The organism is Mesorhizobium sp. P2_E9 (assembly GCF_056403815.1).
Genome location: NZ_JBFUET010000005.1, coordinates 24,548 through 43,309, shown reverse-complemented (window position 1 = coordinate 43,309; position 18,762 = coordinate 24,548). Strand labels below are relative to the sequence as shown.

The following is an 18,762-nucleotide window of genomic DNA, read 5'->3' as shown; positions in this document are numbered from 1 at the left end:
GTCTAGCGCCGTCTCAGCAGGCTCTTCATGCGGTTGCGCAGCAGCCGGGCCATGTTGCGGGTCTCGCGGTAGAGGTGAAGCTGCGAGGCGGCCTGGCGCGCCAGGCGGTCGGCATCCGGCGTCAGCCCGATCACCAGCGTGCCGATCGGCTTGCGCTCGGTCCACAGCCTGCTCATCACCGGATGGTCCGGCACCGCGCAGGAATCGGTCATCATGATGTTGGGATCGTCGAGATGCTGCCTGGTGACCTCGATCATCAGCAGCGTACCGGGCGAATAGGCCGATAGTGTCTCGTCATAGGCCGTCTTCCAGGTATAGGCGACGCCGGCCTCGACGAAGACGATCAGGCAGGCGATGGTGCGGCCGTCGAGCGTCAGCGAATGGATGCGGCACATGTCCTGTTCGGCGAGCCTGTGCACGGCCTCGCGGGCAAAGGCGGCGCGGAAGCGGTCGATCGCCATGGCGGTGCGCTCGCGGCCCTTCCAGCCCGACGCCTCCAGCGTCAGGAAGCTTTCGATGGCGTGGCGGATCTCTTCGGGGCCGCGCGCCACCACATGCTCCAGACTGCCGAGGTCGGCAAGGCGCCGCTTCAGGCGACGGAACTCGCGGTAGTGGTGCGAACGCAGCGAAGCCTTCAGATAGTCGTCGCCGTCGAGTTCGCTCTCCAGCACGGGGCGCGCCGTCTGGCCGGTGGTGACCAGCGTCAGCCCGCGCGTCTCGGCCACGGTACCAAGTACGCTCGCCACCGGGCCGTCGAGCCTCATGTCGGGCAGCACGAGGACTTTCGGCATCTTGAGGTGCGGGCGCGACAGCATCGAGAAGAAGTCCTCGACGACGCCGATCGGATCGTCGCGGTCGATCAGCGGCGTGCCGAGCGGACCGAAGGGGCTCGACCAGGTGCGCATCACCGGAACGCCGAGCGGCACCACGGGCCGTTCCACCGAGAGCGGCACCAGAAGGCGCAGCCGGTTGCGGTATTCGTCGCCGTCGCGGATCACCGCCAGCCGGACTTCGCGATCCTCCAGCCGGGGCATGGCCGGCGCCAGGAAACGCGGATTGAAGAAGACGTTCGGCTCGATCGTGCGGGCGCAGAGATAATCCAACTCCTCGACCAGGTCGAAGCCGGCCGATGCCGGGTAGATGGCAAGCTTGCGCTCGGGCCGGTTGTTGGCGAGGATTTCGATATGGGCCGGGTCGGCGTCGCGCGCCAGGCCGGCAAGGCCCGACACCATGGCGCCGGCGGTGCCGCCGCTGGTTTCCTCGAGCAACGGGATGGCGGCCATCAGGCGGCTCCTTTGGCAGGCACGAAGATCGCCATGACGATGCCGAGCTTGCGCCACACCGTGAAGGACAATGCGCTGGCCTCGAAGATCATGGCAAAGGCGGTGGCCATGGCCGCCCCCCACAGGCCGAAATGCGGGATCAGCACCACGTTGAGGCCGATGTTGAAGGCCAGGGTCATGGCATAGACGGCGGCGCAGATGTTCTGGTTGCCGCTCATGGTGAGCAGGCTTTCGCAAGGGCCGACGGCAGCGCGCGCCACGACGCCGAAGACGAGCAGGAACAGAAGCGGATAGCCCGAGGTGAATTCGGGGCCGAACAGCACCAGCATGGGTTCGCCGAGCGCCAGCACCAGCAGCGCCATCAGCAGCGACGGCCAGAAGGTCCACGACACCGTTTCGCGGGCGAAGGCGGCAAGCTTAGCCGGCTCGCCATGGGTGAACTGCGCATAGCGCTGGGCAACGCCGGCCTTGACGGCGAAGTAGACGAAATGCACCAGCGCCAGCGTCTTGACCGTGGCGAAATAGACGGCGACGTCGTTGGGGTTCATATAGGCGCCGACCATCAGCACGTCGGCATTGGTGAGCAGGAAGAAGAAGCTTTCGACCAGGAAGATCGGCAGCGAGACGATGAACCATTGCGCGAAATGCACCTTCATCGGCCCGGCCGGGATCTGCCTTTCCATGCGGTGCGTGACGCCGATCAGCTGCGCCAGCGTGGTGACATAGGTGGCGGCGATCGAGGCGAAGATCGCCGTCCTGGCATCGGCGGCGTAGCCGGCATAGAGCATCAGCGCCATGAACAGCAGGATCAGCACCGGTCGTATCAGGTAGGTTGGCGACAGGGCGAAAAGCGCCCAGCTGTTCGCCCTGGCCTGGCCTTGCAGCAGATCCGACACCGCGATCATCGGCAGGCAGATGACGCCGAGGATGAACGGGATCACGTAGTAGTTCTCGATCCAGGGCGCCGCCAGCCAGACGCCGAGCGCGCCGAGCCCGGCGATGATGGTGGAGGCGATCAGCACGAACAGGCGGCTGGCCACGACGATGCCGCGCAATTCGTCCATCATCCCGCGCTCACGGTATTCGGGGATGAAGCGAATGACCGAGGTGTGGAAGCCGAGGCAGGCGAGGTTGCCGACGATGACCATCGTCACCCAGACGAGGACGAAGATGCCGTATTCGAACGAGCCCATCCAACGCGCCATCAGCACCTGGCTGATGAAGGCGATGACGGCGCTGACGATGCGGATGGAGAAGGCTATGACCGACATGCGGCCGGCCTCGCCGCGCTCATCGGCGGTGAACAGCACGGCGTCGATGCGGGCAAGCAACGGCCCCACGCGCAGCGCCAAACGCTGCGGCAAGAACCGCCCGGCAGTCGTGGCCGCGGAAAAGCGCACCCCGATCTCTCTCCGTTTTCCGCCTCTTTTTCAGGCTTTGGTGTAGCGGATACACATTAAGAAACGGTTGGGTGAGGAGCGGTCCGCGCAGCGGACGAAAAGCCAACTGCTTGGCTTTTCGAGCGACGAACGGTGAAGACCCGGTCCGCCTTCAGGCGGATCAAAAGGTCCTGGGGACCTTTTGAAGGGGCTGAACGCCCGAAGGGCAGGGAGCCATAGCGGAGGGCCGGCAGGCCGCCTAAGTGGGTGAGGCCAAGAATCCGCTTTTCGAGGTCCGCCGTGTTGCGGACACCAACGGCGATACGATTAGATTAGAGGGAAATAGGCCGAATCTTGGAACTCAGCGCCGCCCCTCATCCGCCCTTCGGGCACCTTCTCCCCGTTGAACGGGGAGAAGGAAGAGCGCGTCGTTACGCAAACGCCCCGTGGCAGTGCTTGTACTTCTTGCCGGAGCCGCAGGGGCAGGCTTCGTTGCGGCCGACCTTGCCCCAGGTTGCCTGGTTGTTCGGGTCGCGGTCTTCGGGGGCGACGATGGCGTTTTGTTCCTGGCGCACCAGGAGGGCTGTCTCGCCGCCTTCGAAATCATTCTCGCCGGTGGAGCCGTCAATATGCGTGCCAAACATGTCGGGCGCTTCGGGAGGCGGGGCTTCGGCGGCCTGGCGGACCAGTTCGACGCGCATCAGCTGCGCGGTGACGGCTTGGCGCAGATTGCCCAGCATCGCCTGGAACAGCTCGAACGCCTCGCCCTTGTATTCCTGCAGCGGATCGCGCTGGGCGTAGCCGCGGAAGCCGACGACCGAACGCAGGTGATCGAGATTGACGATGTGCTCGCGCCACAGATGGTCGAGTGACTGCAGCACCACCGAGCGCTCGACATAGGTCATCACCTCGGGGCCGAAGCGTTCGGAGCGCTCCTTGGCGGCGGCGTCGGCGGCCTGGGTGATGCGCTCGCGGATGTCGTCCTCGGCAATGCCCTCTTCCTTGGCCCAGTCTTCGATCGGCAGGTCGAGATTGAGGAATTCGGCGACTTCGGCCTTGAGGCCGGCGACATCCCACTGTTCGGCATAGGCGTTCTCGGGAATCGCCTTGGCGACGATCTCGTCGATGACGCCCTCGCGCATCTCGGCAATGGTTTCCGACAGGCCTTCGCCATCCATCAGTTCGATGCGCTGCTCGAACACCACCTTGCGCTGGTCGTTGGAGACGTCGTCATACTTCAGCAGGTTCTTGCGGATGTCGAAGTTGCGCGCCTCGACCTTCTTCTGCGCCTTTTCCAGCGCCTTGTTGATCCAGGGATGGATGATCGCCTCGTCTTCCTTGAGGCCGAGCTTCTGCAGCATGCCGTCCATGCGCTCGGAGCCGAAGATGCGCATCAGATCGTCCTGCAGCGAAAGGAAGAATTTCGAGCGGCCGGGGTCGCCCTGGCGGCCGGAGCGGCCGCGCAGCTGGTTGTCGATGCGGCGCGATTCATGGCGCTCGGTGGCCAGCACGTAGAGACCGCCGGCGGCTAGCGCCTTTTCCTTCAGGCGCTCGACGTCGGCGTGGATTTCCTTCTCACGCGCCTCACGCTCGGGACCGGCAGGCATGTCGCCCAGTTCGTCCTCGATGCGCATCTCGGCATTGCCGCCGAGCTTGATGTCGGTGCCGCGGCCGGCCATGTTGGTGGCGATGGTGATGGCCCCGGGCTTGCCGGCCTGGGCAACGATCGCCGCCTCGCGCTCGTGATGGCGGGCGTTCAGCACCTCGAAATCCTTGAAACCTTCCTTGCGCAGGCGCTCCGCCAGCTGCTCGGACTTCTCGATCGAGGTCGTGCCGACCAGCGTCGGCTGGCCCTTGGCGCTGGCCTCGCGGATCTCCTTGACGATCGCCTTGTATTTCTCCTCGACCGTCCGGTAGACCTCGTCGTCCTCGTCCTTGCGGATGACCGGCAAATTGGTCGGGATCTCGGTGACTTCGAGGCCGTAGATGTTGCCGAACTCCTCGGCCTCGGTCAGCGCCGTGCCGGTCATGCCGGACAGCTTCTTGTAGAGGCGGAAGTAATTCTGGAAGGTGACGGAGGCCAGCGTCTGGTTCTCCGGCTGGATCGCCACATGTTCCTTGGCTTCCAACGCCTGGTGCAGGCCTTCCGAATAGCGGCGGCCGGGCATCATGCGGCCGGTGAACTCGTCGATGATGACGATCTCGCCGTTGCGCACGATATAGTCCTTGTCCTTCTGGAACAGCCGGTGCGCTTTCAGGGCATTGTTGACGTGGTGGACGATGGCGACGTTCTCGACGTCGTAGAGCGACTCGCCCTTCAGCAGGTCGGCGTCGCGCAGCAGGTTCTCCAGCTTCTCGGTGCCTTCCTCGGTGAAGATCGAGGTCTTCTGCTTCTCGTCGATCTCATAATCCTGCGGCTGCAGCTGGATGATGAAGGTGTCGATGGTGTTGTACATTTCCGAACGGTCCTCGAGCGGACCGGAGATGATCAGCGGCGTGCGCGCCTCGTCGACCAGGATGGAATCGACTTCGTCGACGATCGCGTAATTGTGGCCGCGCTGCACCATCTGGGCGCGCTCATACTTCATGTTGTCGCGCAGATAGTCGAAGCCGAGTTCGTTGTTGGTGGCGTAGGTGACGTCGGCAGCGTAGGCGGTGCTGCGTTCCTCGTCGGACAGGCCGTGGACGATGACGCCGACCGAGAGGCCGAGGAATTTGTAGACGCGGCCCATCCATTCGGAGTCGCGCGTGGCGAGATAGTCGTTGACGGTGACGACGTGGACGCCCTTGCCGGCCAGCGCGTTGAGGTAGACCGGCAGCGTCGCGACCAGCGTCTTGCCCTCGCCGGTGCGCATCTCGGCGATGCCGCCATTGTGCAGCACCATGCCGCCGATCAGCTGGACGTCGAAGGGGCGCATGCCGAGCACGCGGCGCGCCGCCTCACGGGCGGTGGCGAAGGCCGGGATCAACAGGTCGTCAAGGCTGGCGCCGTTGGCGATATCCTGGCGGAATTTTTCCGTACGCCCCGCGAGTTCGGCGTCTGAAAGCGCCCGCATCTCGTTTTCCATGGCGTTGATCGCCTCGACACGAGGCCGGGTCGATTTGACCCGACGGTCGTTGGAGGAACCGAAAACCTTACGGGCGAGACCGCCGAGACTGACCATTCAATGGTCCTTTCGATAGAATTCTCAATCTTTAAGATGAGCGCCGGCCGGCCCCATCAAATCCGCGTGAACGCACCGCCTGAATACGGGCAAACACAAAAAGCGCCCGGAAAACGGTTCTGGACGCAAAGTCGTTGGACAGATAAGAGGGGGCTCAACTGATGTCAACGCCGCGCTGGCCCTGCCGGTCGCGCCAAATTCCGCCACAATCTGGCTGATCTGGAAGCCACCCCTCCTTACAATCCTTCCCCGGAGTCATTTTCATGTCCTTGTTGTTTCGCCGTGCGTCGCTCGCCAGCCTTGGTCTGGCCTTCGGCCTGTCGGCTCTTTGCCTGTCACCTGTCATGGCGCAGGAGACCGCTCCTGCTGCTCCGGCCGATGCTGCTGCTGCGCCCGCGGCAGCGCCGGTCGACCCGAACGCCGTGGTCGCCACGGTCAACGGCCAGCCCTTGACTGAAGCCGATCTGGTGCTTGCCGAAGGCGAGCTGTCGCAGCAATTCGCGCAGCTGCCGCCCGAGCAGCGCCGCGCCGCGGCCCTTTCGGCGGCCATCGAAATCCGCGTCATGGCCGCCAAGGCCGTTACCGACGGCCTCGACAAGAATCCCGACTTCCAGCGGCGCATGGCCTTCCTGCAGCAGCGCGCGCTGCATGGCGAGATGGTCGAGAAGGGTGTCGTCGACAAGGTCACCGACGCGGAGATCCGCGCCCGCTACGACCAGGAAATCGCCAACACCCCGCCGGTCAACGAGGTGCACGCCCGTCACATCCTCGTGAAGACGAAGGAAGAGGCCGAGGCGATCATTAAGCAGCTCGACGGCGGCGCCGATTTCCAGAAGCTCGCCAACGAGCACACCAGCGATCCCTCGGGCAAGTCCAATGGCGGCGACCTCGGCTGGTTCGGACCTGGCCAGATGGTGCCGGAGTTCGACAAGGCCGCCTTCGCGCTCGAGGTCGGCAAATACACCGAGCAGCCGGTGCAGTCGCAGTTCGGCTGGCACGTCATCAAGCTCGAGGACAAGCGCGCCAAGCAGCCGCCGGCCTTCGACGACGTCAAGGACCAGGCCAAGCAGGCGGTCATCCGCGACAAGTATTTCGCGCTGGTCAAGTCGCTGCGCGCCGGCGCCAAGGTCGAGATTCCCGACGCCAAGCTGAAGCAGGCCGTCGACACGATGGAAGCCGGCAAGTAAGCCTGAGCGACGGTTTCAAAGGGCGCGGCAGCCAAGGGTTGCCGCGCCCTTTTTTGTTGGCCGACGTTATCTGCCTGATGCCGCTACGCCGTGCAGGAGATAGCGGACCATCTTGCGTATCGTCGCTTCAGGTTCGTCGAGCCGGTTGATCAGGAGATGCCGCCAGGCATAGGAAGCGACGAGGTCGGCGACAACACCCGGGTCGATATCCCTGGGGATTTCGCCCCTTGCCTTGGCGCGCTCGATGATCTGGCCGGTGTGGGTGCGGCGCCCTCCGGCATAACCGGCAAGGGCCGCGGCCGCGGTTTCATCCGACTGCGCCTCGGCGATCAGCGACTTGAAGACACTGCCCGACGATGTCTCGCGCCAGTGCGTGAACAGATTGATCAGGAAGCCGACGAGGTCCTCTTCCAGGCTTCCGGTATCGGGAAGGTCAACACGCTTCTGGCGCTGATAGACTTCAAGCAACAGTGCCGCCTTGCTCGGCCACCAGCGATAGATGGTCGGCTTGCCGGCGCGCGCGCGCCGAGCCACCGCCTCGATCGAGAAACCGGCATAGCCAGCCTCGACCAGCACCGCTTCGGCAGCCTCCAAAATCGCTTCGGCGCTGTCGGGATTGCGCCTGGCGCCAATCGATTTGCGTGCCGGATCGACGATTTCGCCCATGAGCCGTTCCTCCCAAAGCGGTTTCTCGTCTCGGCTGAAACGACAACCTGCTGACAACTGTTAGCGTCGCCCCGCATTTTTACCGGCCGGATGCAAACCATCCGCGAGCAAAGCGCTCGTTTTCCCCGCGGCGTTTGTGCGGAAGCCAAATGAAGCCATTGGCCGCAAAATGCGCTGATGCCAAGGGATGCTCACACATCGAGATGCTCATACATCAAGATATCAATACATCATCGCTTGACGAAACGGAACGGTTCGTTCTATTCAACGAAACGTTTCGTTCCGATGGACATCCTCATGACGACCATTGTCGCATCCGGCTCCGCACCCGCCGAGACGACAATTTCGAGTTGGATGACCTTTTTGCTGGCTGCCGCCTGCGGGCTGATTGTTGCCAATATCTATTATGCACAACCACTGATCGGCCCGATCGGCGCTGAACTTGGCTTGCCGCCACATGCGGCGGGCTTGATCGTCACGATGGCCCAGATCGGCTACGGGGTGGGCCTACTGTTTATCGTGCCGCTTGGTGACCTCATGGAGAACCGCAGGCTCGTGCTCGGCATACTCGCCGTTGCAACGCTTGCCTTGCTGGGTGCGGCGATTTCAACGCAGCCAGCGGCTTTTCTGGCCGCGATGCTGTTTGTTGGGCTTGGCTCGGTCGCGGTGCAGACCCTTATCCCCTATGCCGCGCACCTGGCGCCGGAAGCCAAACGTGGCCGCGTGGTCGGCAATGTCTCGGTGGGATTGTTGCTGGGTATAATGCTGTCACGCCCGTTTTCCAGCTTCATCACTGCGCTGTCCTCCTGGCATGTCGTCTACTTCACCTCTTGCATTGTCATGATCCTGCTGGTCGTGGTGCTGCGGTTTGCGCTGCCCAGGCGCGTGCCGACGGCACGTCTGAGCTACGGCGCGCTTTTGGCGTCCATGGTGCATATTGCGCGCACGACGCCGGTGCTGCGGCGGCGGGCTCTCTACCAGGCGTTCCTGTTCGCGGCTTTCAGCCTGTTCTGGACGACAACGCCGCTGCTGCTGGCCGGGCCCGATTTCGGCTTGACGCAGCGCGGCATCGGCCTGTTCGCGTTGGCCGGCGTCGCCGGCGCAATCGCCGCGCCGCTCGCCGGAAGAGTTGCCGACCGCGGCTGGAGCCGGCCGGCGACCGCCTTTGCCATGCTGTGCGTCGCTGTCGCGTTTCTCGTAACCCACATCGCCCGCAGCGGCTCGACGCTTTCGTTGGCACTGCTGGTCGCCGCCGCCGTCGTGCTCGACTTCGGTGTGCAGACCAATCTTGTCCTCGGCTATCGGGACCTGTTCGCACTTGGCGCCGCGCACCGCAGCCGCCTGAACGGGCTTTACATGGCGACGTTCTTCATCGCCGGCGCGATCGGCTCGGGCGTCGGCGGCTGGGCGTATGCGCAAGGCGGCTGGCCGCTGGTGTCCTGGATCGGCCTGGCGCTGCCGGCTGCGGCACTGCTCTGTTTCGCGACCGAGTTCATGTCGCGCGATCGCGCATGATCTTGCGGCATGATCAGGCGATGCTCATTGCATCGCTTGCGATGTTTCGGACTCGATGCGCCATCCCTCCACGACCTTGACCAGCCCGAGGGTGACGCGCGCCTTGCCGGTTAGGCGTGCCGCCGACTTGTCCTTCGGCACATAGTCGTAGCGCATGGCAAAGGCGGCCTCAGTGCGGTCCTCGCCATGCGGCGTGATCTCCAGGCTGCCGGGCTCGAGCCCAAGCGACCACGAGGCCCATTGCGCGAACCAGTCGGTCTTCACCTTGACGATGGCGTCGGCGTCGTAGCGTGTGCCGAAAATAGTGGCCGACGAGCCGTAGATCCGCTTGACCGTCTCGCTCATCGTCCTGGCGTCCGGCGCCAGATAGTCCCGGCGCAGGAATTTCTCGATCGAAGCCTTGTCGTCGCCGACGGAGCGCTCCAGCGCCGCGACCTGCGAGGCCGGCGCGGGCTCGGCCGCCGGTTTGGGCTCCGGGGCAGGCCCTTCACCGGGGACGAATTCGAAGCGTTCGAGCAATGAGCCTTGTTCCCAGGGGCGCTGGCCCTCACGGGTTTGCGAAACCACGTCACGGCGCACCGCGATCATCATGTCGTTGATGCTCTGGCCGGGCTCGGCGATGTGCCGCAAAAGGGCTGATGCAAAGGGCGAGTTGCGTCAGGTGCCGTCCATGGCGACCGCGCCCGGCGCCGTCGAGAAGGCGATGAACGAGCCGCGCGTCGAATCGAACTGCGCCAGCCCCGCCAACGCCGTGGCCGAGCGTGTGGTGGCGGTGCGGCTCAGACTGCGGGCAAACGGGTTGTTACGGCAGGCGTCGAGAAACACCAGGCTGACCTTGGTTTGCTGTTCCATGATGTCGAGGACTTCGTCGATCGGCACCGCTTCGAGCTGCAGTTTCACCGGCATGTCGAGCCTGGCGTCGACCGGCACAATGTAGTTGCGCCCGTCGACCTGCAGGCCGTGGCCGGCATAGTAGAAAAGCCCGACGCCGGCGCCTTCGAGCGCATCGGAGAATTCGCCGATGCTGCGTTCGAGCTCGCGCTTGCCGAGGTCGTTGCCTTCGATGACCTCGAAACCGATGGAGCGCAGCTTGTCGGCGATGTCGAGGGCGTCGTTGACCGGATTGGCCAGCGTACCGGCCTCGGCATAGCTGCCGTTGCCGATGACAAGCGCCACGCGCCGCGCCGGCTCAGCGTCGGCGCTCAGCAGCAACAGTCCCAGAAATGCCCATGCGAGGATCGCAAGCCTGCCCATGGGGTGCGATCATAGCGCCACAGGCCCCGGCGACGCCAACAGATTTGAAATGCAGGCTTAATCCGGCGTGGTTCGCCGCCCCGGCGGGCGCGGCGAAAACGCCCTTGCGCCCGCGCGCCGTATCGGGCAAACCGGCCTTCCCTTGCGATTTTCCCGCCCGAGGCCCCCATGTCCACGACGATTTCGCCGCTCGCGCCGAAGAAATACCCCAAAATGCCTGTCATTGAAGGGGTGCGCATTGCCACCGCCGAAGCGGGGATAAAGTACAAGAATCGCACCGATCTTCTGGCCATGGTCTTCGACGCCGGCACCACGGTCGCCGGCGTGTTCACCAAGTCGAAATGCCCCTCGGCGCCTGTCGATTTCTGTCGGCAGAACCTTGGCGCCGGCAAGGCGCGGGTGCTGGTCGTCAATTCCGGCAACGCCAACGCCTTCACCGGCAAGAAGGGTCGCGAATCCACCGCGCTGACCGGTGAGGCGGCGGCCAAGGCGGCTGGCTGCACGCCAAGTGAGGTTTTCCTGGCCTCGACCGGCGTCATCGGCGAGCCGCTCGACACAACCAAGTTCAGCCATCTGCTTGCCGGGCTGGTCAGCGATGGCAAGCCGGACCTGTGGACCGAGGCGGCAAAGGCCATCATGACCACGGACACCTATCCGAAAGTGGCGACGGCGACCGTCAAGCTCGGCGATGCCGATGTCACCATCAACGGCATCTCCAAGGGCGCCGGCATGATCGCTCCTGATATGGCGACGATGCTGTCCTTCATCGCCACCGACGCGCCGATCGCGGCCTCGGTGCTGCAGGACCTGTTGTCGCGCGGCACGGCCAAGACCTTCAACGCGGTGACCGTCGACAGCGACACCTCGACCAGTGACACGTTGTTGATCTTTGCCACCGGCAAGGCCGCCAAGCGTGGTGCTCCCGAAATTACCGATCCCAAAGATGCCCGCCTTGGCCAGTTCCGCCGCGCGCTCGGCAAGGTGCTGAAGTCGCTGGCGCTGCAGGTGGTGCGCGACGGCGAGGGTGCCCGCAAGCAGGTCGAAGTGACCGTCACCGGCGCCAAATCGGCCCGCTCGGCCAAGCGCATCGCGCTGTCGATCGCCAATTCGCCGCTGGTCAAGACGGCGGTCGCCGGCGAGGACGCCAATTGGGGCCGCGTCGTCATGGCTGTCGGCAAGGCCGGCGAGCCGGCCGATCGCGACCGGCTGTCGATCTGGTTCGGCGACAACCGGCTGGCGCATGAGGGCGAGCGCGACCCGGCCTATTCGGAAGAAAAGACATCCGCTTACATGAAGCGCGAGGATATCCGCATCCGCGCCGATATCGGCATTGGCCGCGGCAAGGCGACGGTGTGGACCTGCGACCTGACCAAGGAATATGTCGCCATCAATGGCGATTATCGGAGCTGACGGTTTTGGCTTCCAGGCATCCGGCAAGCATGCTCGCAATCGTGCGCCGCTACGAGGCGGCGGGCTTTCGCGCCTGGCCGGCGGCCGCCGTCCATTATGACGGCACCTGGGTGGTGCGGCTGACCGCCGGCCATCCGGCAAAGCGGCTGAATTCGGTCAATCCGCTCGATCCCGGCGACATTCAGCACATCGCCGACCGCATCGGCCGGGCTAGCCGCCGTTTCGATGCCTATGGTCGGCCGCTGACGTTCCGCATGTCGCCGCTGTCGGGTCCCGATCTGGCCAGTCATCTCGATAAGGAGGGCTGGAGCCGGTTCGACGAATCGCTGGTCATGCGGCTGCCGCTGGCCGACGCGCAGCTCGATGCCGCCATGGACCAGATCCCGCTCAAGGACATCAGCCGCTTCATCGGCGCGTCGCTTAAGGTCAGCGGCTCGGATGTTTCGCTGCGGCCCGGCCTGTCGGAGATCATCGGCGCCATCCAGCCGGAGGCCGGGCTGTTCGCACTCGAGGACGGCACCGAGGCCCTGGCGACGCTGATCTGCGTGCATGACGGCGATCTCGCCGGCCTGTTCGAGGTCGCCACCGACAAGGCGGCGCGCAACAAGGGCCATGGCCGCAACCTGATCCTGTCGGCGTTGAAATGGGCGCGGCTGCGCGGCGCGCGGGAAGCCTGGCTGCAGGTCGAGGCCGGCAACGTGCCGGCGCTGGCGCTCTATCGCTCACTCGGCTTCGAGGAAGTCTATCGCTACCACTATCGCCGACCGCCTGGTCATGAGTGAAGTTGGGCATGAATGATCCGGCCAATACCGGCAAGCGCCTGCTCCTGGTCGCCGCCTGCGCGCTGGTCGACGCCGACGGCCGCGTGCTCCTGGCGCAGCGGCCCGAGGGCAAGCAACTCGCAGGCCTGTGGGAATTTCCCGGCGGCAAGGTCGAGCCGGGCGAGACGCCGGAACAATGCATCATCCGCGAATTGCATGAGGAGATCGGCATCGAGACCGATATACCGTGCCTGGCGCCACTTACCTTCGCCAGCCATTCCTACGATGACTTCCACCTGTTGATGCCGCTGTTTGTCTGTCGGCGCTTCCGCGGCATCGCCCAACCCCGGGAAGGGCAGGCGCTGAAATGGGTGCGGCCAAAGCAGATGCGCGAGTATCCGATGCCGCCGGCCGACGCGCCGCTGATCCCGTTCCTCATCGACCTGCTCTGAGGGGCGGCGACGGATCGGGACCTCGGTCCATATCAGCCAGCGTTAATGGAAGATTTATCTCATCATGAAAAATTGATGCATGGCCGCGTCCTTGCGGCCGCGTCGCCAATTCGCTGGGGAGCGATCGTATGAGCCTGGACAGGGATTGGGATTCGATCCGGCCCGACCGCAGCTTTCGTGCCGCCGATGCGGGCATGGGCATCCTGCGCATCACGCTGCTGTTCGGGTCGGCTGCGGTGGCGCTGGCGCTGATCGCGACCCCTTTCCTCGACAGCAAGACGCGCTCGCAATCGGCGCGCGATGATTTTCCCGGCGGTCTCGACATGACGGCAACCGGTTCGATCAGCCACCGCAGCACCTACACCGTGCGCCGCAGCGTGCTGCAGCCGCAGCCCGATTCAGTCTGCATCATCGGCTCCGACGGCAGGACCAGCGGCGACTGTTGACATGGTTAAGATATTCTCGAGAAGGGGGCGGTTTCACCGCCTGTTAAGGCTTTGCCATTAACCTTTCTTAACAGATCGGCGGTAAGGTCCTGGAAAGGGGGATCGAGGTGATGAAAACATTGCTGCTGCGTTTTCTGACGGACGAGACCGGCGCCACCGTCGTCGAGTACGCCCTCATCGTCGCCGTGCTGTCGTTGACGATCATCGGCGGCATCGGCCAGGTCTTCAACTCGATCACCTGGCTGTTCAGCGACAACACCAGCAGGCTTTCGAACGCCTTCGCTTCGCCTTGACCGCCATAGCTACGGGCGCCAAAGCGCGTCGCGTCGAAACGGATTCATGCGACGCGCTTTGGCTTTATTTTTATGCATGTCGTCTTCCCAAAACCGAGGTCACTTTTGGGCGACATGCATCAGTGTTCGTCGGACCCCTCCAGTATAGTCTTCAGCGAGACCTTGGCTGAACCTGGCTTCAGCGGTTTCTGCTGCGACGCATCGGGGGCCCAGCCAGACATCCAGACCATCGAGAAACTTGCCCGGATCCGACCGTCAGGGTCGGAAAATCGCTCGGCATAGAGTTCCGCGGCACGGGCAAACAGTCGGCGCGTGCCCGGCCGGCGGATGCGATCGGCAAGCGCGCTGGTTTCGCCCATGGCGCGCAGATCGGCCATCAGGGCAAACAGATTGGCATAGCGCACCGTCACCGTCTCGACATCGGCGACCGGCAAAGCGAGACCGGCGCGCTGCAGCAGCGCGCCGGCATCGCGCACGTCGGTGAAGGGGATGACACGCGGGCTGGCGCCGCCGTAAAGCTCGGTCTCGGCCGCAAGCAAGCACTCGCGCAACTCGCTGAGCGTGCCGGCGCCGGCAAAGGCGCCGAGGAAAAGTCCGTCCGGCCGCAGCGCGCGGCGGATCTGGATCAGCATGCCGGGGATGTCGTTCATCGCCTGCAGCGACAGAAGCGACACCGCCAGATCGAGGCTTTGCGGCTCGAAGGGCACGGTTTCCAGCGGTACGACCAGGCCGGCGGCCCCCTTCAGGAAAACCGCGTCCGTCTCGACGCGGACGATCTCCGTCACCTTGCCGCTCGCGGTGAGCACATCGGCGGCGGCCGGCGTCTGGCAAAACAGCACCGCGGCCTTGGCGAAGCGGCGCTCGACGGCGCCCAGCCGGTCGGCAAGGTCCTCGGCGGCGCGGTTCATGAGGAAATCGGCACCGTCGACCGGATGGGTGAGCGCGCGCCGCTTGTGCGCCAGCCAGAGATCGGTATCCATTATTGGCTGCAACGGGCGGATCCTTGTTTGTCGACGCCCCCGATATAATTGGTATGGTGGCGCGGAGAACCAACCACGTGGCCGATCCGATGTCAGAGATCAAGTCCATCGGGATCCGGAACCTCACCCGCTCGGCTCTCGGCTGGCCGGCGCGCATCCTGTTTCCGCCGGTCTGCGCCGGTTGCCGGCGGCATGTCTCGCAGCCCGGCGTGCTGTGCGGCGCCTGCTGGCCGAAGCTGCGGCTCTTGGAACGGCCTTGGTGCCCAGTGATGGGCACGCCGTTCACCCACCATATGGGCGAGGGCTTTCTGTCGGCGGAGGCAATCGCCGATCCGCCGCCCTTCGAGCGGGCGCGGGCTGCCGTCGCCTATTCCGGCGTCGCCCGCCAGATGGTGCAAGGGCTGAAATACCAGGATCGCACCGATCTGGCACCTTGGATGGCGCGCTGGATGGTGCGCGCCGGCGCCGATCTCATCGCCGAGGCCGATGTGGTGGTTCCGGTGCCGCTGCACTGGCGGCGCTTCTTCCGGCGGCGATTCAACCAGTCGGCGGAGTTGGCGCGCGCGGTTTGCGAGCTCAGCGGCCTGTCTTTCGCGCCTTCCGCCATGCGGCGTGTGAAACTCACCCGCCAGCAGGTCGGGCTGGAGCGGCAGGAGCGCGAGGAGAATGTGCGGGCCGCCTTTCGCGTGCCGGCCGAGGCGGAAATCGAGATCGCCGGCCGCAGGGTGCTTCTGATCGACGATGTCTACACCACGGGCGCCACCGTGCGCGCGGCCACCAAGGCGCTGAAAAGGGGAGGTGCGGCCGCCGTCGACGTACTGACCTTTGCGCGTGTGTTGCCGGGGGACTTCCGGGCGGACGAGTCCGCGACTATATAAGTCGGCAACGAAAGCGGAAATTCGTCATGGTCGATGTCACGATCTATACGCGCATGATGTGCGGCTACTGCACGGCAGCCAAGCGGCTGCTTGAGCGCAAGGGCGTAGCCTATACCGAGCACGACGCTTCGTTTTCGCCCGAACTGCGCCAAGAGATGATTTCCAAGGCGCACGGGCGCACGACCTTTCCGCAGATTTTCATCGGCGACACGCATGTCGGCGGTTGCGACGATCTCCACGAGCTGGAGGCCGAAGGCCGGCTGGACAGACTGCTCGCCAACGGCGCGACGATTTGAGGGTATGATGATGGGTGTTTTCAAGGCTGCGGCGGTCCAGATGCGTTCAGGCGAAAGCCCCGAGCGCAATGCGGTCGATCTCGAACGGCTGGTGCGTGAAGCCGCGGCCCAGGGCGCGACCTATATCCAGACGCCGGAAATGACCGGGGCGCTGATCCGCGACAAGGAAGCGCGGGCAGCCTCCTTCACCTCCGAAGACAAGGACATCGTCGTCGCGACCGCGCGCAGATTGGCGCGCGAACTCGGCGTCTTCCTACACATTGGCTCGACCGCCATCCTGCGCGCCGACGGCAAGCTCGCTAACAGGGCGCTGCTGTTTGGTCCGGACGGTGCTGTGCTCGCCACCTATGACAAGATCCACATGTTCGACGTCGATCTCGACAATGGCGAGAGCTGGCGCGAATCCGCCGCCTATGAGCCAGGCACGGAGGCCGTCGTGACCGGGGTTGCGGGCGCCAGGCTGGGGTTCGCGGTCTGCTACGATCTGCGTTTCCCGCAACTGTTCCGTGCCGAGGCGCTGGCCGGAGCCGATGTTTTGACCGTGCCCGCCGCCTTCACCCGCCAGACAGGCGAGGCGCACTGGCATGTGCTGCTGCGGGCCCGCGCCATCGAGAACGGCGCCTATGTCATTGCGGCCGCGCAAGGCGGCCTGCATGAGGACGGCCGCGAGACCTATGGGCATTCGCTGATCGTCGATCCCTGGGGCCGCATTCTGGCGGAAGCCGCGCATGACGAGCCTGCCGTGATCGTCGCCGAGATCGACCCGGCGCAGTCGCTTGCGGCGCGCAAGAAGATCCCCAATTTGAAGAATGCGCGGGATTTTGCCGTCAATGCCGGTTCGGCGGAGGCGCCGCGTCTCAGGGGTGCTGCCTCTTGATCCGCTTTGCCCTCATTTGCGAGCACGAGCACGAGTTCGAGGGCTGGTTTCGCAGCAATGACGATTTCGACACCCAGAAGAAGCGTGGCTTCGTCGATTGTCCGAGCTGCGGCTCGCACAAGGTGCAGAAGGCGCTGATGGCGCCCGCCGTCTCCACGGCACGCAAGCAGGAGACCATAGCCCTTGCCATGGGCGAGGCGCAGAAACAGGCCCTGGCGCAACTGAAGGCCATGGCCGAGAAGGTGCGCGAGAATGCCGACTATGTCGGCGACAAGTTTGCCGAGGAAGCCCGAAAAATCCATTTCGGCGAAACCGATGCGCGCGGCATCTATGGCGAGGCGACGCTGGAAGAGGCCAAGGGCCTGGCCGACGACGGCGTAGACTTCATGCCGATCCCGGTGTTCCCGGACGACCGCAACTGAGCGGTCAGCTCAGGCTGCCGATCAATTTCTCAAGCAGACGAGAGAGCGTTTCCCGCTCCGCCGGTGTCAGGCCCGCGAGAATCTCGTGCTCGTTGGCCACGTGGGCGGTCAGGGCCTCATCGATCAAGGCCAGACCTTTCTCGGTAAGCTGCACGACAATGCCACGCCGGTCGTTGGGGTGTGGGCCACGCAGGATCAGTCCGGCCTTTTCTAGCCGGTCGAGCCGGTTGGTCATGGCGCCCGACGTCACCATGGTCGCCTCGTAGAGGGCGGTCGGCGTCAGCGCGTAAGGGGACCCGGAGCGCCGCAACGTCGCCAGCACGTCGAATTCACCGGCCTGCAGTCCGAAACGGGCAAACAGCGGAGCGAGGCGGTCGCGAGCGATCAGCGACGAGGCCTCGTTCAACCGCCCGAGCACGCCCATCGGCGAGACATCAAGGTCCGGCCGCTCACGCTTCCATTGCTCGATCGCACGCGCTGCCCTGTCCACTGTCTCACCATTAAATATCTTGGCGCTAAGAATCTTTCCATTATCTTACCGCAAGATGCAACGCCGGCCAAGGGGCCGCGCACCACAGGGCTCGATCATGAAACTTCTCTGGGATTCGGCGCTCGGCCTGCTGGTCGTCACCGGCGGGCTGCTTGGCCTGACGCTGCCCTTCGGCAAGCTTGCCACGGCGGCCGGTGTGCCGGCCATGATCTGGGCCTTCGTCATCTCGCTCGGCGCCGGCGGCGTGCTTTTGTGCGTGCTCCTGGTGCGCGGCGAGCGTATCCGGCTCACCCCCCACAAACTACGCTATTTCTTCGTCACGGCCGCCGTGTCCTATGCCGCCCCCAATCTCTTGATGTTCTCGGCCATTCCGCACCTTGGCGCCGGCTATACCGGCATCATGTTCACGCTGTCGCCTGTCATCACGCTGGTATTCTCGATTCTGCTGCGTGTGCGGCGTCCCAACATGCTGGGCATCATCGGCATCGCCGTCGGCTTCGTCGGCGCCGTCATGGTGGCGGTGACGCGCGGCGAGGCCGGCCAGCCGGCCGATCTGTTCTGGGTGGTGATGGGACTGCTGATCCCGGTCAGCCTTGCCGCCGGCAACATCTACCGCACCGTCGACTGGCCGGAAGGCACCGGCCCGATCGAGCTTGCCGTCGGCAGCCATCTGGCGTCGGCGACGCTGCTGCTCGCCGGCATTCTCGCCCTGTTTGGCATCAAGGCCTTCGTTCCGCTCGCCGGCGTGCCGCTGGTCGTCGTCGCGCAGGTCGCATCGGCGTCGGCGATGTTCGCCTTCTTCTTCCGGCTGCAAGCGGTCGGCGGCCCGGTCTATCTCAGCCAGATCGGCTATGTGGCGGCCGCCGTCGGGCTGTTTGCCGGCACGATCTTCCTTGGCGAGCACTATCAGCTGCTGACCTGGGTCGGCGCCGTCATCATCACCGCCGGCGTCTTCATCACCACCAGCGCGCAAAACCAGGCTGTCGCAAAGCTGCAGCCTGCGTAAACG

Annotated in this window: 18 protein-coding genes and 1 pseudogene; 12 read left to right on the top strand and 7 right to left on the bottom strand. The window is 64.7% G+C overall.

What is annotated here, in order from left to right:
• Nucleotides 1–2: 2 nt before the first annotated feature.
• The 3 genes from AC1D05_RS10470 to secA all read right to left on the bottom strand — a co-directional run bounded on the left by AC1D05_RS10470 (nt 3) and on the right by secA (nt 5,826).
• Nucleotides 3–1,283, bottom strand: coding sequence for a GNAT family N-acetyltransferase (locus AC1D05_RS10470; RefSeq protein WP_477440651.1), 1,281 nt, complete (start codon nt 1,281–1,283; stop codon nt 3–5).
• Nucleotides 1,283–2,683 carry an oligosaccharide flippase family protein gene (locus tag AC1D05_RS10465; RefSeq protein ID WP_477440649.1) on the bottom strand — a complete coding sequence of 467 codons (1,401 nt, stop codon included), beginning with the start codon at nt 2,681–2,683 and terminating at the stop codon, nt 1,283–1,285. The genes AC1D05_RS10470 and AC1D05_RS10465 overlap by 1 nt, the downstream gene beginning before the upstream one ends.
• Before the next feature lie 410 nt (nt 2,684–3,093).
• Nucleotides 3,094–5,826 carry a preprotein translocase subunit SecA gene (gene secA / locus AC1D05_RS10460; protein ID WP_477440647.1) on the bottom strand — a complete coding sequence of 911 codons (2,733 nt, stop codon included), beginning with the start codon at nt 5,824–5,826 and terminating at the stop codon, nt 3,094–3,096.
• A 263-nt stretch (nt 5,827–6,089) separates the two neighbouring features.
• Here secA and AC1D05_RS10455 point away from each other — a divergent pair, with 263 nt between their 5' ends.
• Entirely contained in the window at nt 6,090–7,013 is a 924-nt protein-coding gene (locus tag AC1D05_RS10455) for a peptidylprolyl isomerase (RefSeq protein WP_477440645.1), read from the top strand.
• Nucleotides 7,014–7,079: 66 nt separating this feature from the next.
• Here AC1D05_RS10455 and AC1D05_RS10450 read toward each other — a convergent pair whose 3' ends face one another.
• A complete protein-coding gene (locus AC1D05_RS10450; RefSeq protein ID WP_477440643.1) occupies nt 7,080–7,679 on the bottom strand; it encodes a TetR/AcrR family transcriptional regulator in 600 nt (199 codons plus the stop codon).
• A gap of 297 nt (nt 7,680–7,976) precedes the next feature.
• Between AC1D05_RS10450 and AC1D05_RS10445 the strand changes: the two genes are divergently transcribed.
• Nucleotides 7,977–9,194, top strand: coding sequence for an MFS transporter (locus AC1D05_RS10445; RefSeq protein ID WP_477440641.1), 1,218 nt, complete (start codon nt 7,977–7,979; stop codon nt 9,192–9,194).
• Between the two features lie 24 nt (nt 9,195–9,218).
• Here the strand turns inward: AC1D05_RS10445 and AC1D05_RS10440 are convergent.
• A pseudogene (locus AC1D05_RS10440) lies at nt 9,219–10,448 on the bottom strand (caspase family protein).
• A gap of 168 nt (nt 10,449–10,616) precedes the next feature.
• On the opposite strand from AC1D05_RS10440, the gene argJ reads away from it, so the two are divergent.
• The 5 genes from argJ to AC1D05_RS10415 all read left to right on the top strand — a co-directional run bounded on the left by argJ (nt 10,617) and on the right by AC1D05_RS10415 (nt 13,810).
• A complete protein-coding gene (gene argJ, locus AC1D05_RS10435; protein ID WP_477440639.1) occupies nt 10,617–11,858 on the top strand; it encodes a bifunctional glutamate N-acetyltransferase/amino-acid acetyltransferase ArgJ in 1,242 nt (413 codons plus the stop codon).
• A gap of 29 nt (nt 11,859–11,887) precedes the next feature.
• Nucleotides 11,888–12,640 carry a GNAT family N-acetyltransferase gene (locus tag AC1D05_RS10430; protein WP_477440637.1) on the top strand — a complete coding sequence of 251 codons (753 nt, stop codon included), beginning with the start codon at nt 11,888–11,890 and terminating at the stop codon, nt 12,638–12,640.
• 8 nt (nt 12,641–12,648) lie between these two features.
• Nucleotides 12,649–13,071 carry an 8-oxo-dGTP diphosphatase MutT gene (mutT, locus tag AC1D05_RS10425; RefSeq protein WP_477440635.1) on the top strand — a complete coding sequence of 141 codons (423 nt, stop codon included), beginning with the start codon at nt 12,649–12,651 and terminating at the stop codon, nt 13,069–13,071.
• 128 nt (nt 13,072–13,199) lie between these two features.
• A complete protein-coding gene (locus tag AC1D05_RS10420) occupies nt 13,200–13,517 on the top strand; it encodes a hypothetical protein (RefSeq protein WP_477440633.1) in 318 nt (105 codons plus the stop codon).
• 110 nt (nt 13,518–13,627) lie between these two features.
• Nucleotides 13,628–13,810, top strand: coding sequence for a Flp family type IVb pilin (locus tag AC1D05_RS10415; RefSeq protein ID WP_477440631.1), 183 nt, complete (start codon nt 13,628–13,630; stop codon nt 13,808–13,810).
• 119 nt (nt 13,811–13,929) lie between these two features.
• On the opposite strand, the gene AC1D05_RS10410 is transcribed toward AC1D05_RS10415, so the two are convergent.
• Nucleotides 13,930–14,802 carry a methyltransferase domain-containing protein gene (locus AC1D05_RS10410; protein ID WP_477440629.1) on the bottom strand — a complete coding sequence of 291 codons (873 nt, stop codon included), beginning with the start codon at nt 14,800–14,802 and terminating at the stop codon, nt 13,930–13,932.
• 65 nt (nt 14,803–14,867) lie between these two features.
• On the opposite strand from AC1D05_RS10410, the gene AC1D05_RS10405 reads away from it, so the two are divergent.
• From AC1D05_RS10405 to AC1D05_RS10390, 4 genes are read left to right on the top strand one after another with little or no spacing between them, the layout of a single operon-like run.
• A complete protein-coding gene (locus AC1D05_RS10405) occupies nt 14,868–15,668 on the top strand; it encodes a ComF family protein (RefSeq protein ID WP_477440627.1) in 801 nt (266 codons plus the stop codon).
• A gap of 26 nt (nt 15,669–15,694) precedes the next feature.
• Nucleotides 15,695–15,964, top strand: coding sequence for a glutaredoxin 3 (gene grxC / locus AC1D05_RS10400; protein WP_258589182.1), 270 nt, complete (start codon nt 15,695–15,697; stop codon nt 15,962–15,964).
• A gap of 10 nt (nt 15,965–15,974) precedes the next feature.
• On the top strand, nt 15,975–16,841 hold the full coding sequence (locus AC1D05_RS10395) for a carbon-nitrogen hydrolase family protein (RefSeq protein ID WP_477440918.1): 867 nt from the start codon (nt 15,975–15,977) through the stop codon (nt 16,839–16,841).
• Nucleotides 16,838–17,263, top strand: coding sequence for a DUF1178 family protein (locus tag AC1D05_RS10390; protein WP_477440625.1), 426 nt, complete (start codon nt 16,838–16,840; stop codon nt 17,261–17,263). The genes AC1D05_RS10395 and AC1D05_RS10390 overlap by 4 nt, the downstream gene beginning before the upstream one ends.
• A 4-nt stretch (nt 17,264–17,267) precedes the next feature.
• Here AC1D05_RS10390 and AC1D05_RS10385 read toward each other — a convergent pair whose 3' ends face one another.
• Nucleotides 17,268–17,753, bottom strand: coding sequence for a MarR family winged helix-turn-helix transcriptional regulator (locus tag AC1D05_RS10385; protein WP_477440623.1), 486 nt, complete (start codon nt 17,751–17,753; stop codon nt 17,268–17,270).
• 97 nt (nt 17,754–17,850) lie between these two features.
• Between AC1D05_RS10385 and AC1D05_RS10380 the strand changes: the two genes are divergently transcribed.
• On the top strand, nt 17,851–18,759 hold the full coding sequence (locus AC1D05_RS10380) for a DMT family transporter (RefSeq protein WP_477440621.1): 909 nt from the start codon (nt 17,851–17,853) through the stop codon (nt 18,757–18,759).
• Nucleotides 18,760–18,762: the final 3 nt, after the last annotated feature.

What these genes read in the sequence shown, in the direction of transcription:
- AC1D05_RS10470 (WP_477440651.1), bottom strand. Translation starts at nt 1,283, where the DNA reads ATGGCCGCCATCCCGTTGCTCGAGGAAACCAGCGGCGGCACCGCCGGC.
- secA (WP_477440647.1), bottom strand. Translation starts at nt 5,826, where the DNA reads ATGGTCAGTCTCGGCGGTCTCGCCCGTAAGGTTTTCGGTTCCTCCAAC.
- AC1D05_RS10455 (WP_477440645.1), top strand. Translation starts at nt 6,090, where the DNA reads ATGTCCTTGTTGTTTCGCCGTGCGTCGCTCGCCAGCCTTGGTCTGGCC.
- AC1D05_RS10450 (WP_477440643.1), bottom strand. Translation starts at nt 7,679, where the DNA reads ATGGGCGAAATCGTCGATCCGGCACGCAAATCGATTGGCGCCAGGCGC.
- AC1D05_RS10445 (WP_477440641.1), top strand. Translation starts at nt 7,977, where the DNA reads ATGACGACCATTGTCGCATCCGGCTCCGCACCCGCCGAGACGACAATT.
- argJ (WP_477440639.1), top strand. Translation starts at nt 10,617, where the DNA reads ATGTCCACGACGATTTCGCCGCTCGCGCCGAAGAAATACCCCAAAATG.
- AC1D05_RS10430 (WP_477440637.1), top strand. Translation starts at nt 11,888, where the DNA reads ATGCTCGCAATCGTGCGCCGCTACGAGGCGGCGGGCTTTCGCGCCTGG.
- mutT (WP_477440635.1), top strand. Translation starts at nt 12,649, where the DNA reads ATGAATGATCCGGCCAATACCGGCAAGCGCCTGCTCCTGGTCGCCGCC.
- AC1D05_RS10420 (WP_477440633.1), top strand. Translation starts at nt 13,200, where the DNA reads ATGAGCCTGGACAGGGATTGGGATTCGATCCGGCCCGACCGCAGCTTT.
- AC1D05_RS10415 (WP_477440631.1), top strand. Translation starts at nt 13,628, where the DNA reads ATGAAAACATTGCTGCTGCGTTTTCTGACGGACGAGACCGGCGCCACC.
- grxC (WP_258589182.1), top strand. Translation starts at nt 15,695, where the DNA reads ATGGTCGATGTCACGATCTATACGCGCATGATGTGCGGCTACTGCACG.
- AC1D05_RS10395 (WP_477440918.1), top strand. Translation starts at nt 15,975, where the DNA reads ATGGGTGTTTTCAAGGCTGCGGCGGTCCAGATGCGTTCAGGCGAAAGC.
- AC1D05_RS10380 (WP_477440621.1), top strand. Translation starts at nt 17,851, where the DNA reads ATGAAACTTCTCTGGGATTCGGCGCTCGGCCTGCTGGTCGTCACCGGC.